The organism is Halorientalis regularis (assembly GCF_023698535.1).
Lineage (GTDB): Archaea > Halobacteriota > Halobacteria > Halobacteriales > Haloarculaceae > Halorientalis > Halorientalis regularis.
Genome location: NZ_JALJCL010000008.1, coordinates 162898 through 176822 on the forward strand (window position 1 = coordinate 162898; position 13925 = coordinate 176822).

Annotated in this window: 13 protein-coding genes; 4 read left to right on the top strand and 9 right to left on the bottom strand. The window is 68.4% G+C overall.

The features are described from left to right. Positions 1-22: 22 nt before the first annotated feature. Positions 23-451 carry a universal stress protein gene (locus MU521_RS12255; protein WP_092692808.1) on the top strand — a complete coding sequence of 143 codons (429 nt, stop codon included), beginning with the start codon at positions 23-25 and terminating at the stop codon, positions 449-451. On the opposite strand, the gene MU521_RS12260 is transcribed toward MU521_RS12255, so the two are convergent. The 7 genes from MU521_RS12260 to glyA all read right to left on the bottom strand — a co-directional run bounded on the left by MU521_RS12260 (position 448) and on the right by glyA (position 6594). Next, positions 448-1653 carry an inorganic phosphate transporter gene (locus MU521_RS12260; protein WP_092692806.1) on the bottom strand — a complete coding sequence of 402 codons (1206 nt, stop codon included), beginning with the start codon at positions 1651-1653 and terminating at the stop codon, positions 448-450. The two genes, MU521_RS12255 and MU521_RS12260, sit on opposite strands and share 4 nt — an antisense overlap. A gap of 129 nt (positions 1654-1782) precedes the next feature. Further along, entirely contained in the window at positions 1783-2052 is a 270-nt protein-coding gene (locus MU521_RS12265) for a DUF7322 domain-containing protein (RefSeq protein ID WP_092692803.1), read from the bottom strand. Next, positions 2052-2516, bottom strand: a complete 465-nt coding sequence (locus MU521_RS12270) for a pyridoxamine 5'-phosphate oxidase family protein (RefSeq protein ID WP_092692801.1) — start codon at positions 2514-2516, stop codon at positions 2052-2054. Before MU521_RS12270 ends, MU521_RS12265 begins: the two co-directional genes overlap by 1 nt. 114 nt (positions 2517-2630) lie before the next feature. Next, on the bottom strand, positions 2631-3137 hold the full coding sequence (locus MU521_RS12275) for an NUDIX hydrolase (protein WP_092692798.1): 507 nt from the start codon (positions 3135-3137) through the stop codon (positions 2631-2633). 6 nt (positions 3138-3143) lie between these two features. After that, entirely contained in the window at positions 3144-4037 is an 894-nt protein-coding gene (locus tag MU521_RS12280; protein WP_092692796.1) for a bifunctional methylenetetrahydrofolate dehydrogenase/methenyltetrahydrofolate cyclohydrolase, read from the bottom strand. 78 nt (positions 4038-4115) lie between these two features. Beyond that, positions 4116-5285 (bottom strand): hypothetical protein, encoded by a 1170-nt coding sequence (locus MU521_RS12285; protein WP_092692793.1) that lies wholly within the window; start codon positions 5283-5285, stop codon positions 4116-4118. A gap of 61 nt (positions 5286-5346) precedes the next feature. Continuing rightward, positions 5347-6594 (bottom strand): serine hydroxymethyltransferase, encoded by a 1248-nt coding sequence (glyA, locus tag MU521_RS12290; RefSeq protein WP_092692790.1) that lies wholly within the window; start codon positions 6592-6594, stop codon positions 5347-5349. 167 nt (positions 6595-6761) lie between these two features. Here glyA and MU521_RS12295 point away from each other — a divergent pair, with 167 nt between their 5' ends. From MU521_RS12295 to MU521_RS12305, 3 genes are all read left to right on the top strand, one after another. Continuing rightward, positions 6762-8831, top strand: coding sequence for a hypothetical protein (locus MU521_RS12295; protein ID WP_092692787.1), 2070 nt, complete (start codon positions 6762-6764; stop codon positions 8829-8831). Positions 8832-9061: 230 nt separating this feature from the next. Next, on the top strand, positions 9062-9880 hold the full coding sequence (gene tbsP, locus MU521_RS12300; protein WP_092692785.1) for a transcriptional regulator TbsP: 819 nt from the start codon (positions 9062-9064) through the stop codon (positions 9878-9880). A gap of 40 nt (positions 9881-9920) precedes the next feature. Further along, positions 9921-11639 carry a YcaO-like family protein gene (locus MU521_RS12305; RefSeq protein WP_092692782.1) on the top strand — a complete coding sequence of 573 codons (1719 nt, stop codon included), beginning with the start codon at positions 9921-9923 and terminating at the stop codon, positions 11637-11639. Between the two features lie 237 nt (positions 11640-11876). On the opposite strand, the gene MU521_RS12310 is transcribed toward MU521_RS12305, so the two are convergent. Then, positions 11877-13022, bottom strand: coding sequence for a DUF63 family protein (locus tag MU521_RS12310; protein WP_092692780.1), 1146 nt, complete (start codon positions 13020-13022; stop codon positions 11877-11879). A 91-nt stretch (positions 13023-13113) separates the two neighbouring features. After that, positions 13114-13905: an inositol monophosphatase family protein gene (locus MU521_RS12315; protein ID WP_092692777.1), complete on the bottom strand. Its 792-nt coding sequence runs from the start codon at positions 13903-13905 to the stop codon at positions 13114-13116. Between the last annotated feature and the right edge of the window lie 20 nt (positions 13906-13925).

Consider the following 13925-nt stretch of genomic DNA (forward strand, 5'->3'; position numbering starts at 1 on the left):
ATCCGAGGCGACTACTGCCAGTATGGCCTCTCACGTGCTGGTACCGCTCGACGGGTCACCGCTGGCCGACGACGCGCTCGCGCACGCGCTCTCCACCTGCGACTGCCCGATTACTGTGCTGAACGTGGTGACCCCGCTGGACGAGGGGATGAGCGAGGGCGGCATCCTCGACACCGACGAGTCACGCGAGCAGGCGGCCCGGGACCGCGCCGAGAACCTGGTCGAGCGGGCGCGCCGCCAGGCCGAAGCGGCCGAGCGCGACCTCGATACCGTCGTCGAGACGGGCGACCCGGCCGACACCATCCTCGAATACGTCGACGACCACGACGTGGACCACGTCGTCATGGGCGGACACGGCGGCGCGAAAAGCGACCTCGCCAGTCGCCTGCTGGGGACCGTCGCGACCGTCGTCGTCGGCGAGGCCCCGGTCACGGTCACCGTCGTCCGCTAGCCGAGGACGGCGGCCAGCACCCGGTAGAGCCCGAACCCGATGCCGACCGACGTGACCAGTGTCAGAATCCAGAACGTCAGCGTCACGCCGATCTTGCGACGCGAGACGCCAGCCGACCCGCCAGCGAGGCCGCCGCCGATCACGCCCGAGATGATGATGTTGTTGAACGAGATGGGGATGCCCAGCGCGATGGCCGCCTGTGCGATGGCGAACCCAGGGACCAGCGCGGCGATGGAACGGCGGACGCCGAGTTGGGCGTACTCCCGCGAGGTCGCCTGCAGGAGTCGCGGCGCGCCCATCCACGCACCGCCGAGGATACCGACCGCACCGATGGCGAGCAAGGCGATCCCCGGTAGTCCGAGTTCGGCCCGGTAGAGATTCTCCAGCGGGCCAGTCGCGAGGCCGACCTGACTCCCCCCGCTGGAGAAGGCCACGAGACTCCCCAGCACGACGAGGAACACTTTCACTCCGCGGTCCACCGATTGCTGGGTCGCCCGTCGAATGTACTGGAAACTCACGGCCGCCAGGAGGACGGTCGCGAGGACCGTCGCGGCGAGTTCCGCGCCGCTCACGCCAGTTCGGGCGGCCATCCCGCCGGCGTACCCGGCGACAGAGCCCTGGGGCTGGCCGGTCGGGGAGGGGATGATGCTCAACTGGACGTTCGCCACGATACCGCCGACAAGCGCCGCCAGCAACGGGACGCCCACCGTCTCGGGGATGTCGTCGCGGCGCAGGATGGTCGCGGTGAGGTAGGCCAGCCCGCCCGAGACGGGCGGCACGAGCGCCCAGAACACGGCGATCCGCTGGTAGGTGCCGTACGCGGGCGCGCCGCCCAGCGAGAGCCCGACGCCGACCATCGCGCCCGTCGTCGCGAACGCGGCCGGCACCGGATAGCCCGAGTAGATCCCGAAGGCCATGAACGCGGTCGCGGTCAACAGCCCCGCGGTCGCCGCGAGCGAGGTGATGGCCACGCCGTCGATCAGTCCCGCGCCGACGGTCTCGGAGATGCTACCCCCCTGCGTGAGCGCCCCCAGCGCGGCGAGGATGCCGATGAGGAAGGCCGCCCGCATCGTCGAGATGGCGTTGGCACCGATGGCTGGGGCGAACGGCGGGGAGTTACTGTTGGCCCCGAGCGTCCAGGCCGTGACTAACCCCGTGAGCGTCGCGAACGCGACCAGGCCCCAGAACACGAGTTCGGCCACCGACTCATCGACCCCCGTGGCAGCCGTTGCTGACCGAGTTGACGCGACCGGTGGCGCGGATCGGACAGCGTATACCCCCGTACATTCGGCGATGGTTCGTCCGGAGGAGTCAAAACCTTCGTGGGGAACTCACCGTCGTCGGTGCCACCGGACGATCCCACCGGCGAGCGCCAGCGCAACGACCCCACCGCCGACGAGGGCCCCGCCGAGCGTCCCCTGCCCCCGAAAACCAGCGAGCATGAGTCCGAGACTCGCCGCGAACAGTCCCGCCTGGGCCAGACCAGCGGCGGCGAGAAACCCCCAGAACGTCGCTGCGTCGGCACGCTGTATCGAGTCCTCCAGACCCTCCGGCGGCTCTGTGACCGCCTCCGTCTCGACGACGGAGAAGGGGTCGAACATCAGTCGAACCCCGGCGGCAGGCCGGTGTGTTTGACGCCGCTTCGCTCCTCGATCAGGAACCGGTAGACCGCCACGTCGGCGCTGGCCGCGGCCGCCTCGATCAGCCCCGGTCGCCAGGCGTCGGCCAGCGCGCCGTCGATTTCGTCCCACTCCGACTCCGGGACTTCCTCGATCCGTCCCGTCAGCGAGACGCTCTCCCAGTTGTAGGGCGATTCGGCGCTATACACGAGAAAGCTGGCGCGCTCGGCCCGCTCGCTCAGGTCTACCTTCCGGCTCTGGCCGCCGACGACGTAGGTGAAGTAGAGTCGCGACTCGCCGTCGAAACCGAAGGACAGCGGGAGCAGGTACGGCCCGTTTCCGGTCGGCAGCCCCAGCACCCCCATCCGCTGATTCGCGAGGAAAGCACGGATCTCGTCGTCGGTCAGCTGTTCGAGTCCGTACGTCCCCAGTTCGTCGACTGTCATCCCACCACATACCAGAGGCCGGACGGGTATCAATCGCTCGCCGATTCTCGACCACCCAACCAGTCGAGTTGGTCTAGCAGGTGCTGGGCCTGGGCTACGGGATCGCAGTGCTGGTCAATCGGGCCCGTCGCGGGCCCGTCGAACGACCTCGCGGTCGACCGTGCCCTCGGGCACCGTATCGACCCACTCGACGGCCTCGATCTCCTCGCCGTCGACGCCCGGATCGTCCGTGAGTTCGGTCGCCGTCGGCGTCGCAGTGTAGTGGGCGAAATAGAAGGCGAGTCTGTCGTCGCCACACTCGAAGGCGACTTCGGTGACGGCCACGAGCGGGCCGACGCTGACGGGCACGCCGGTCTCCTCTTCGACCTCGCGGACCAGCGCCTCCTCGTGGGTCTCGCCGGGTTCGACCTCCCCGCCGGGGGCGAGCCACTCGCCGTCTTCCCGGACCAGCAGGACGCGACCTGCGTCGTCGGTGACGACCGCGCCGACCGCCCAGGTCATCGGGCCGACCTTCGACTCCAGTTCGGCGAACCGGTCGGCGTCCACCGTCTCGACCTTGCGCCGCGACTCGACGCCGTCACGGGCCGCCAGGTCGGCGAACGCGGGATCGGTCGCGGTCATCCAGCCTCAGGGCAGTCCAACGTCGGTCTCGGTCTGGAGACTCGCGGCCTTGACCGTGTTCCAGAGGAGCATCGCGCGGGTCATCGGGCCCACGCCGCCGGGGACGGGCGTGATCGCACCCGCCACCTCCTTCGCACTCTCGTAGGCCACGTCGCCGACCAGTTCGTAGCCCTTGTCGGTGTCGGCGTCGACGCGGTTGATCCCCACGTCGATCACCGTCGCGCCCTCGGCGAGCATGTCGCCGTCGATCATCTCCGGGACGCCCGCCGCCGCGATCACGATGTCGGCTCGGCGGGTCCGGGCGGCCAGGTCCTCGGTCCGTGAGTGACAGACGGTAACGGTGGCGTTGCCGCCCTCGGTCTTCTGGAGCAGGAGGTTCGCCATGGGCTTGCCGACGATGTCCGAGCGACCGACGACCACCGCGTCGGCCCCCTCGGTCTCGACGCTCGCGTCGGCTAGCAGTTTCTGGATACCGTGTGGCGTGCAGGGCTTGTACCGGGCGTTGCCGGCGACGAGGCGGCCGACGTTCTCGGGGTGGAACCCGTCCACGTCTTTCAGCGGGTCGATCCGCCGCAGGACCTCGCGGTCGTCGACGTGCTCGGGCACGGGCATCTGGACGAGGATGCCGTTGACCTCGGGGTCGGCGTTCAGCTCGTCGATGGTGTCGAACAGTTCGTCGGCGGGCGCGTCGGGGTCGATCTCCACGTCCCGGGCCTCGATGCCCACCTCCTCACAGTCGTCTTGCTTCATCGACACGTAGGTCTCGCTGGCGGGGTCGTCGCTCATCAGCACGGTTGCGAGCGTCGGCGTGGTCCCGGCGTCGGCGAGCGTGTCGATGGCGTCGCCCAGTCCGTCGCGGACCTCCTGTGCGACGGCGTTCCCGTCGATGATCTCGGTCATGGCTGAACAGGCGGTGGGGCGACCCTTGAACGTCTCGATAGCCTGCGGCGGAGCGCGCGGGCTCCCGGCACCGGCGACTCAGATCGCACGAGCCAGATACGGACCGACGTCGAGGGCGGCGAGGAAGACGGCGAACACGACGGCAGGAACCCAGGCCGAGCGGACGCGTTCGTAGCTCACACTCGCGATGGCGGCCGCCGCCAGGTAGGCGGGCGCGCTCAGCAGGATCCCCAGGGACGCCGAGATAGCGTCGAGACCGAACAGCGCGCCGAGGACGAGCGCCCAGAACACACCGACGACGACCAGCACGACGGCGGCGGTCAGCCCCAGTGCCAGCGCCAGCTCCCGGGCCTCGGGTTCGACCGATACCGGCCCGACCGATGCGATCCCCTCGACCGCCAGAAACGCCGCCAGGACCGGCAGGACAGCCCCCGCGGTGAAGGTCGTGAGGACGAACAGCGGCCCGTCGAACGGAAACGGGACGGCCGTGAGGCGGTACGTCGCGACCAGCGCCGTCACCACCGCGACGGCACCGACCGCGCCGAACCGCTCGCGAAGTGACGCCTGAATCGCGCCGTTGAACAACAGTCCGTAAGCACCGCCAACGAGGATCGGCGTCACCACTGCGGTCACCAGAATCGTCGCCAGCGGCGGCGGCCCGAAGTAGAACCCGCCGGGACCGGGGAACCCACCCGAGAGCAACGAGGCCGCGAACGGCGGCACCAGTCCGGCGATGGCGGCGAGCACGACAGCGGGGCCGAAGATCGGTCCAGCCTCCATTCCCGGTATCGAGAGGGAGATTTCGGTCCCGCGCAGGCGAGCGTACGCGACGGCGAGCAGTCCGATGGGGACGACGGTCCCGAAGAACAGCTCGACCAGCGACGCCGGGAACGGTTCGATGTCGACCGTCCCGAACAGGACGTACGCACTCACGGCGAGGACACCCCACGTCAACAGTGGCAAACGAACCGTATCCTCCGGTCTGATCGCCACGTCCGGATCCGCCAGACGGAGGAACACGGCCGCGAGCGCGACCACGACGACGGTTCCGGCGGTGGCGTAGACGACCGTCCCGAGGAGGTGCGGGTCGAGTACCCGGGGCGGCAGTTCGTCGAGTTTGTCGACCACGCCGCCGACGACCGTGCGCGAGAGGCGGATTCCGAGCAACACGGCCAGCAACCACCCGTAGTCAGTGGTTTCGGGGCCAAAGCGGTCGACGGCGGCACGCTGGAGGGACTGGCGGACCATGGCCGCACGTGGCTGCCGAAATGGCAAAAAACCAACTGGCCCACGACCGCCGCTGCTCGTGTTACTCGTACAGCGGGTGCGCGTCGGTCAGGTTCTGGACTCGTTCGGCGGCCTCTGCCTTCACGTCCGCGTCGTCGTAATCGTCGATCACGTCGGCGATGATATCAGCGACCTCGCGGCAGGCTCCCTCGTCGAAGCCACGCGTGGTCAAGGCAGGCGTGCCCGCGCGGATGCCCGAGGGGTTGAACGGCGAGCGCGTCTCGCCCGGCACGGTGTTGGCGTTGAGGACGACACCCACGTCTTCGAGGGCCTCCTCGGCGTCCTTGCCCGTCGTGTCGGGGTGAGATTCGCGCAGGTCCACGAGGACGAGGTGGTTGTCCGTGCCCCCCGAGACCAGCGAGAAGCCCCGTTCCTGGAGCTGGTCGCCCAGCGCCTTCGCGTTCTCGATGGTCTGTTCGGCGTACGCCTCGAACTGGGGTTCGAGGGCTTCTTTGAATCCGACGGCCTTGCCGGCTATGTTGTGCATCAGGGGACCGCCCTGGCCGCCGGGGAAGACGGCGGGGTCGATGTCGTCGGCGTACGCCTCGTCGCACATGATGATACCGCCACGGCCCGCGCGGATCGTCTTGTGCGTCGACCCGGTGACGAAGTCGGCGGTGCCGACCGGGTTGGCGTGGACGCCAGCGGCGACGAGGCCGGTGATGTGCGCGATGTCGGCGAGGTGGTAGGCGTCGACGGCGTCGGCCGCGGCCTGGATGGCCTCGAAGTCGACCTCGCGCGGGTACGCGGAGTAGCCCGAGACGATGATGTCGGGCTCGAACGCCTCGGCGTGGTCCCGGAGGTCGTCGTAGTCGATGTAGCCCGTCTCGGCGTCGACCTCGTACTGTTCGACCTCGTAGAGCTGGCCGGTGAAGTTCGCGGGGTGGCCGTGCGAGAGGTGGCCGCCGTGGTTGAGGTCCAGCGAGAGGATCTTGTCCCCGGGTTCGAGCATCGCGTAGTAGACGCCCTGGTTGGCCTGCGTGCCCGAGTGTGGCTGGACGTTGACGTGTTCCGCGCCCCACAGCTCCTTGGCCCGCTCGATAGCGAGTTCCTCGACCTCGTCGGCGTACTCACAGCCCGCGTAGTAGCGTTCGCCCGGGTACCCCTCGGCGTACTTGTTCGTGAGCGCACTGCCCTGGGCTTCCAGCACCGCCTCGCTGACGTGGTTCTCGCTGGCGATCATCGCCAGCGTGTCGTTCTGCCGCTGCACTTCGCCCTCGAGGGCGTCCGCGACCGCCGGGTCGACTTCCCGGACGTGCTCGTAGTTCATGCCCGTGGCTCAGTCCTGGCCCGACAATAATCTACCCTTCCTGCCCGGGATTTTCACCACCGGTAGTTGCCCTGTAAAGAAATACCGGCAATCGTGGGCCATTTAATAACCCGGTCATACCCCGTCCGAAAAATAATGAGTGAGTAGTCCGTGCGAGTGAGTATAGCATGATGGCCTGGGTGGCGGCCAATGGGGGGGTTAGAGCCATCGGGGGCGCCGGAGAGGCGACGGTTCGGACCGTCGATTGGGAGGATCGCACGTCCGGACCGGAGCTCGTCCAGCCGGTCGAGGACTGCGTGACCGGGAGTCTCTCCGAGTTGCGCGTCCCCGTCGAGAACGCAACGTTGACCGACGCGTCCGGGGGGCGACGGTACGACCTGATCGAGCCAGTGGCGCTGGACAGGGGTCAGTTCCTGCTCGACTGTCGGCTGGCAGTCGGCGGTGGACGGACGGCCAATCGCGAGCCGAGCATGGAACTGTACTGCCGGTTCGACGGCCCCGCGTTCGTCCGTCGTGTGGGCGAGCAGGTCGTGGTCAGCCTCGGGGAGGAGCGGCCGGTGACACTCGGATTCAGGGAACACTGCGAGGACCCGTCGACGGTCACCGTCCCGCCGACGCCGGCCGGCGTCGCGGACGCGATCAGTCGCCTGTCGGCGGCGCTGCGGACGACCGGACCGGCCCGCTCCCATCCGTCGATGCGGGATCACCCGCCCGTCGTCGAGGTCGGCGACGAGCGGTCGATTCCCGACGCCGTCGATGCGGCGACGCCCGAGACGGGGATCGAACTCCGTCTCCCCGAGAGCCTGGAGTATCTGTTCGTCGGTGCGCCGCTGGCGTACTATCTCGGGGCGACCGTGACTGTCGAGCCCGAGGCGACGCCGAAGCTGGTCGCCCCGAGCGCGGACGTTGAGTGTCGGTTCCGGGAACTCCCGACCTTCCAGCACGGCGTCGCGCGCCTGCTCAGACAGGTGTTTTTCTACGATACGCTGGTCCGAGACCTGGAGGGGGAATCGCCGGCCCGTCGCGACGCCTTGCTCGACCGGTTCGACCTCGACCCGGCGACGTTGCGGCGCCGGACGCCCGCCCAGCGACTGGCACGGTACTTCTGTGTCACGGAGCCGGACTTCGACGAGTACCTGCCGGAGTGGCACTTCTCGACGTACGCCGCGCCCGAACTGGACAACGTCCGGTCGCTCCCGTACCTGCTCGACGCGTTGAGCCTGATCTACCTGCCCGAATCCTCGGAACTTCGTGGGACGGAGTTACTCGAACGGACGCTCGACGACTTCTACCGGTCCGGGAGTCACGCCAGCCGCCGCTCGGTGGCCTCCGTCGACCGGGTGGACCCGGAGCTCCGTGCCGGGCGCATCCACGCCTGGCTCGCGGGTGGCGCGCCCATCGACGCGTTCAAGACTTCGCCACAGGCCTACGAGAACCGACGGCGGTACCAGGACCGACGCGGGACGCCGTTGTCGGTGACGGTCGTCCTCAACGACGAGGAGATGTACGACGAACACGCGGCGGTGGCGGACATCTACCAGGAACGGTCGGCGGACCTGCCGCTGTCGGTCGACATCGAGGAACACCTCACGAGCGCGGAACTGGCAGAGGTGTTCGCCTCGCCCAACGACTTCGTCCACTACATCGGCCACTGCGACGCCGACGGACTGGAGTGTCCCGACGGTCGGTTCACCGCGTCGTCGCTGGACAGCTGTGAGACGCGGACCTTCTTTCTCAACGCCTGTGGGTCCTACCACGAGGGACTGGAGCTGATCGAACGCGGCAGCGTCGGCGGCGCGGTCACGCTGACGAGGGTGCTGGATCGACAGGCTGCGAAGGTCGGCACCGCCTTCTCGCGCCTGCTCGTTCACGGCTTCGGGCTCGAACCGGCGATGCAGTTGTCGCGCCGGCGGATCATGATGGGGAAAGACTACGCCGTCGTGGGTGACGGGACCTACACGCTCGCACCTACGCCGGACAGCCCGGTCGTGGGCTGGCTCGAACGCGACGACGGTCGCTTCCGCCTGTCCTGTGAAGCGCTGACCGCCCGTCGGATCGGCGACTGCTTCCAGCCGGCCTTCGGCGAGGCGTCGTCCTATCACGGGACGGCGACCGAAACCGTCCTCACCCGGGACGAACTGGTCGACGTGCTCTCGAAGACGCCGCTGCCCATCATCTACGACAACGAGTTCCACTGGTCGGACGACCTCGCGACGGAACTCGCGGCCAGTCGTTGACCGTTTTCACTACCGAAACGTTCTCACGAGTCGCGTTCGCTCCCCGACCGGCGGGTCTGCCGGCGGTTTTACTGTCTAACTGGTAGTCCGATATTTACTTTTGATATTCAGACCAAAGACATATAATTAGCCGGCTCGAAGCTCAGATGTATAATTGTTAGTCGCGTAATTCAACTCGTTATCAACGATAAAATTAAATACCGTAATACAATATATACATTCATAGGACGATGAGCCAAAACCTGCTTGCGGACGGCATCACGGACCTACTGAGGACCGAGTTGTCGGCTGCCCCCACCGAATCGTCTCTCGTGAACCCCTCACGGGAGACCATCGAAGAGCTGGTATCGGTAATGAGTACGCTGGAGTCCCCACCCAGTGTGAACCTGCTGGCGGCGGAGCGCCCGCTCAAGGACGTGATGGACGACTTCATCATCGCGAGTCGGGCGGCGAATCTGATCGCCGACGACGTGCTGTCGATTCGGACAGTCGAGAATCCTCCGGAGAACGCCCTGTTCGTCACCGACGACGAGGTCGTCGCCATCGTGGCGGCCGGCGAGACAGTCGCCGGACTGACGACCGACGACGAGGCGTTCGTCGAGAGCGCCCGAGAGCGCTACGACGCCGTCTGGGAGAGCGCCGACGAGTTCGGCCTCCGGACCCCGCCGCTGACGGAGGTCCGCGAGACGCTGTCGTCGGACATCAGCGAAGCCACGGCGACGGACTTCGACGAGGTGCTCGCCTCTCTTCAGACCGCACGCGGCAACGGGGAAGGCCTAGACGAGGTGACCATCAGTCTCCTGGTTGCCGCGAAAAACGGCGAGTTGCTGTACGACATCAGCAAGTGGGGCGAGGACATCGGCCTCGCCTCGAAGGCAACCTTCTCCCGGACCAAGACGAAGCTCGAAGACATGGGCCTGATCGACACCGAGAAAGTGCCCATCGACGTGGGCAGACCGCGACTTCGCCTGATGCTCGGCGACGAGCGGCTGGAGGACGCCGACTCCGACCAGCTGGCCAACGTGGCCCAGAGCCTGCTGTCGGGCTGAGGCCTGCGCTTTTTTGATCCCCGGTCGCGTTCCACCGGCAATGACAGTCGCTCTCGTCGGTTCGGGACCGGCACGTGACGCGGTCGCCGCCGCACTCGCGGACGTGGACGCGCAGGTCACGGACCTCGATCCGGCGGTCGTCGGCGGTGCCGACCTCGCGGTCGTGGTCGGCCAGGCGGGCGACGTGGCCTTCGAGACGGTCGACGAACGCGCCCGCGAGTCCGGCACTCCGTGGCTCGCGGTCGAGATCGGCGGCATCGGCGGCTACCCCGTCGTCGAGGCTGCCGTGTCCGGCTTCGGCCCCGGGACCGCCTGCTACCGCTGTCTCCAGTCCCGCGTGCGCTCGAACGCCGACCCCGATCAGGAACCACAGGCCGCACCGGACGCCGAGACGGCCCGGTTCGCCGGGGCCATCGCCGGTCGGGAAGCCGCGAAACTCGTCGCGGGCAAGCGATCCTCTATCGTCGGCGGCGTGATCGAGGTCCCCCACGCCCGGCGACAGTTCCTGCCGGTCCCCGACTGTGTCTGTGCCGGCGAGCGCGACCGACGGCCGGGCGACGACCACGCAGACCGCGACCTGGACGAAGCGCTGACCCGCGCTGAACAGGGCCTCGACGAGCGAGTCGGCGTCGTCGCCGAGGTGGGCGAGGCCGAATCGTTCCCGGCCCCATACTACCTCGCGACCGTCGCCGATACGGGCGAATTCAGCGACGCGACGGCCGCCCGACAGGCCGCCGGCGTCGCCGCCGACTGGGACGCCGCATTCATGAAGGCACTCGGCGAGGGGTACGAGCGTTACAGCGCCGGGATCTACCGGACCGCCGAGTTCGAGACGGGAACGGCCGCCGAAATCGACGACGCGGTCCCGCCCTCGACGTTCGTCTGTGCCGACGGCGACGGCTGGACGACCGCGGACGAACACACCGAGGTCGAGTGGGTGCCCGGCCGGAACCTCGACACCGACGGCGACGTATGGCTCCCCGCCGAGTTCGTCCACTTCCCGCCGCCGACCGAGCGGTTCCGCCCGGCCGTGACCACGGGATTGGGACTGGGCAACAGCACCACCGAGGCGCTCCTGTCGGGCCTGTACGAGATCATCGAGCGCGACGCAGCGATGTTGTCGTGGTACTCCACGTTCGACCCGCTCGGGCTCTCGGTCGACGACGAGACCTTCGCCACGCTGCGCCGGCGGGCGAAATCCGAGGGACTGGACGTGGTCCCGCTCCTGCTCACGCAGGACGTGGACGTACCCGTCGTGGCGGCCGCGGTCCACCGCGAGGAGTGGCCCCGCTTCGCCGTCGGCCTCTCCGCCCACCTCGATCCGGCGCGGGCCGCACGCTCGGCGCTGGCCGAAGCCCTCCAGAACTGGCTCGAACTCCGCGGGATGGGACCGGACGACGCCGCCGGGGAGAGCGGTGCCATCGGTCACTTCGCGGACTTCCCCGGCGAGGCCCAGACCTTCCTCGCCGTCGGCAGTAGCGTCCCCGCCGAACAGGTCGGCCCCGACGAGGCCCCCGAGGGCCGGGACCACCTCGACGCCGTCGTGGAACGGCTGCGTGACGCGGATCTGGACGTGTACGGGTCGCGGCTCACCCCCCGAGACGTGGACACGCTCGGATTCGAGGCCGTCAGAGGGATCGTCCCGAGCGCCCAGCCGCTCTTTTTCGACGACCCGTACTTCGGCGAGCGCGCCGAAGACGTCCCCGAGAGCCTGGGCTTCGAGGCCCGACTCGACCGGGACCACCACCCGTACCCCTAGAGAGAGATAGGTTTATTTCGGCGTGTGTGAAACGTACGCACGGGGTTGCTCGCGGACAGGTCGACACCGTCCGGTAGCGGCCCGTACGTCCATGACGACCGAATTCGACCTCCCGTGTGCAGACTGTGGCCAGGCACTGGTCCGGCGACAGGTCGACTGCGCGGGTGCGACGGTAACCGTGGCAGCGTGCCGGAACTGCGGCAGTCGGTACTACCCGGAATCCGCCCTGCAAAAGCTCTAGATGCCGAAAGTGGCGCGGATCATGTCGCGCGTTCCGGGCCCCAACCCGACCGCGACGATAGCCGTCAGCAAGAGCAGGGCGTAGCGCGGACTCTCCTCGAAGATCTCCCGGTCGAAGATCCAGACGACCGCCAGCGCGACGACCAGTTTCACCAGCAGGAACGGCCACGACGATCCCAGTGCCGTCAACAGCGACGCCGGCAGGATCGCCTCCGCCGTGCTGATGATGAACGCGTTCGCGGGGTGTTTCGGGCTGTACCTGATAGCGGCGGGAAGACCCAGCGCACCGAGCCAGTCTGCAGCGACGACGTTGGCGACGCCGTCGATGGCGTGGCCCCACAGCACGACCAGTCCGATCAAGCCCGTCCCGGCGTTGATCTCGGGCCGGAACCGGTCGACGGCGAAGTAGATCCCGCCCGCCAGCGCCGTCGCGATGAGGACCACGCTCAGGAGGACCTGCGGATAGAACTCGACGTAGTCGGCGGAAAACGACAGCGTCACGAGGTACCCGAAGGTCACGACGAAGGCCACGCTCCCGACCGCCGCCATCGGCCGTGCGTAGGTCTCGACGTAGCCCCCGCTCCTGAGTTTGATCGTCACCAGCAGCGAGGCCAGCGTCACGAAAAAGACGGTGAAGTAGATGATCGGGCTGATGATCAGCGAGTTCCAGGGGTAGGTGATGGCCTGGCTCACGCCTTCGGGGACGGCATCGTTCGCGTCCTCGACGACACGGAGGGCACCGCCGAAGAGCATGAACGGGACCAGCGCGAAAAACAGATCCCGGTCACGGCCCACGTCGAGCCGACGGAGCAACTGGAGGACCCCGATCAGGCCGAACAGCAAGACGACCATGTACCCGACCTCCGAGACGAGCGTGTAGCCGGGTTCGGCGACGACCTGACCGGCGGCCACGGCCGCTTCTCGTGCCGTCGGGTTGTACAACAACTCCACGGAGCCACCACGGTGCACTGCCGCCACCGCGTTGTGGGCGTCGGCGTAGACCGGCCCCCAGAAGTAGTGCCAGACGAACCCGCGGTAGACCGTATCGTAGAACACCAGCGAGCCGAGGATCAGCGCCGCGACACCGGCCAGGGCGGTCAGCGTCCAGGCGCGCCCGGCGTCGATCCGTTCGGTCACCTGCATGCTCGACACCGCGCGAGCCGCCCGTTTCAGGGTTCCGATCCTGTGCGACTGGCGAACACGGCCGGCGGCGACGCCTCCCCGGCCCGCGCGCTCACTCGTCGACGCTCGCAACCACGTCCCGGGCCAGTTCCACCAGCCGCCCGTGGGCCTGCCCGTTCGAGGCCACCAGCCCCTGGCTGTCGTGTCGCCACCGCTCACCCGACAGATCCGTCACGGTCCCACCGGCCGCCCGAACCATGTGCGCACCGCCGACGGAATCCCATGGGTTGGGCCGCCGCGTCGTGATCGCCGCGTCGAGGCCCCCGCTGGCGACGAACGCCAGCGCCGACTGCATACTCCCCAGCCGACGCATGTCACCACACTCCCGCACCACCGCGTCCGCGAGGGTGGCGTAGGCCTCGCGCTCCCCGTGTGGACCCCACCCCAGCACCGCGACCGCGAACGTCTCCGGGTCGGCCCGATCGCTGACCGAGACCGACTCCCCGTTCAGCCGCGTCTCCTCGCCGGCCAGGAACTCGTCGTCCATCGCGGGCATGACCGTCGCCGCGGCAACCGGTTCGCCGTCCTCGACCCGCGTGACGCTGGTCGCCCACAGGCGCAACCCCCGGAGGTAGTTGGCCGTCCCGTCGATTGGATCGACGATCCAGGCCGGGCCCCCCGTCGGGACAGTCGACGGCGTGTCCGACTCCTCGCCGACGACCGGCGCGTCGCTCTCCGCCGCCAGCAGCGCGACGACCCGATCCTGGGCGTCGGCGTCCGCCTCGCTCACCAGATCGTTCTTGTGTGCTTTCGCCTCGAACCGAACGTCGGTTCGGAACCGCTCGACTGCGACCGTCCCGCCGGCACGGGCCGCGCGCGCGGCGAGGGTCGTCGGATCGTCCATACCGGACCCTCGCCGCCCGC

Bases quoted from the DNA above. Each gene is read 5' to 3' on its own strand.
- MU521_RS12265 (WP_092692803.1), bottom strand. From the start codon at position 2,052: ATGTTCGACCCCTTCTCCGTCGTCGAGACGGAGGCGGTCACAGAGCCG.
- MU521_RS12255 (WP_092692808.1), top strand. From the start codon at position 23: ATGGCCTCTCACGTGCTGGTACCGCTCGACGGGTCACCGCTGGCCGAC.
- MU521_RS12270 (WP_092692801.1), bottom strand. From the start codon at position 2,516: ATGACAGTCGACGAACTGGGGACGTACGGACTCGAACAGCTGACCGAC.
- tbsP (WP_092692785.1), top strand. From the start codon at position 9,062: ATGAGCCAAAACCTGCTTGCGGACGGCATCACGGACCTACTGAGGACC.
- glyA (WP_092692790.1), bottom strand. From the start codon at position 6,594: ATGAACTACGAGCACGTCCGGGAAGTCGACCCGGCGGTCGCGGACGCC.
- MU521_RS12315 (WP_092692777.1), bottom strand. From the start codon at position 13,905: ATGGACGATCCGACGACCCTCGCCGCGCGCGCGGCCCGTGCCGGCGGG.
- MU521_RS12280 (WP_092692796.1), bottom strand. From the start codon at position 4,037: ATGACCGAGATCATCGACGGGAACGCCGTCGCACAGGAGGTCCGCGAC.
- MU521_RS12285 (WP_092692793.1), bottom strand. From the start codon at position 5,285: ATGGTCCGCCAGTCCCTCCAGCGTGCCGCCGTCGACCGCTTTGGCCCC.
- MU521_RS12305 (WP_092692782.1), top strand. From the start codon at position 9,921: ATGACAGTCGCTCTCGTCGGTTCGGGACCGGCACGTGACGCGGTCGCC.
- MU521_RS12295 (WP_092692787.1), top strand. From the start codon at position 6,762: ATGATGGCCTGGGTGGCGGCCAATGGGGGGGTTAGAGCCATCGGGGGC.
- MU521_RS12310 (WP_092692780.1), bottom strand. From the start codon at position 13,022: ATGCAGGTGACCGAACGGATCGACGCCGGGCGCGCCTGGACGCTGACC.
- MU521_RS12275 (WP_092692798.1), bottom strand. From the start codon at position 3,137: ATGACCGCGACCGATCCCGCGTTCGCCGACCTGGCGGCCCGTGACGGC.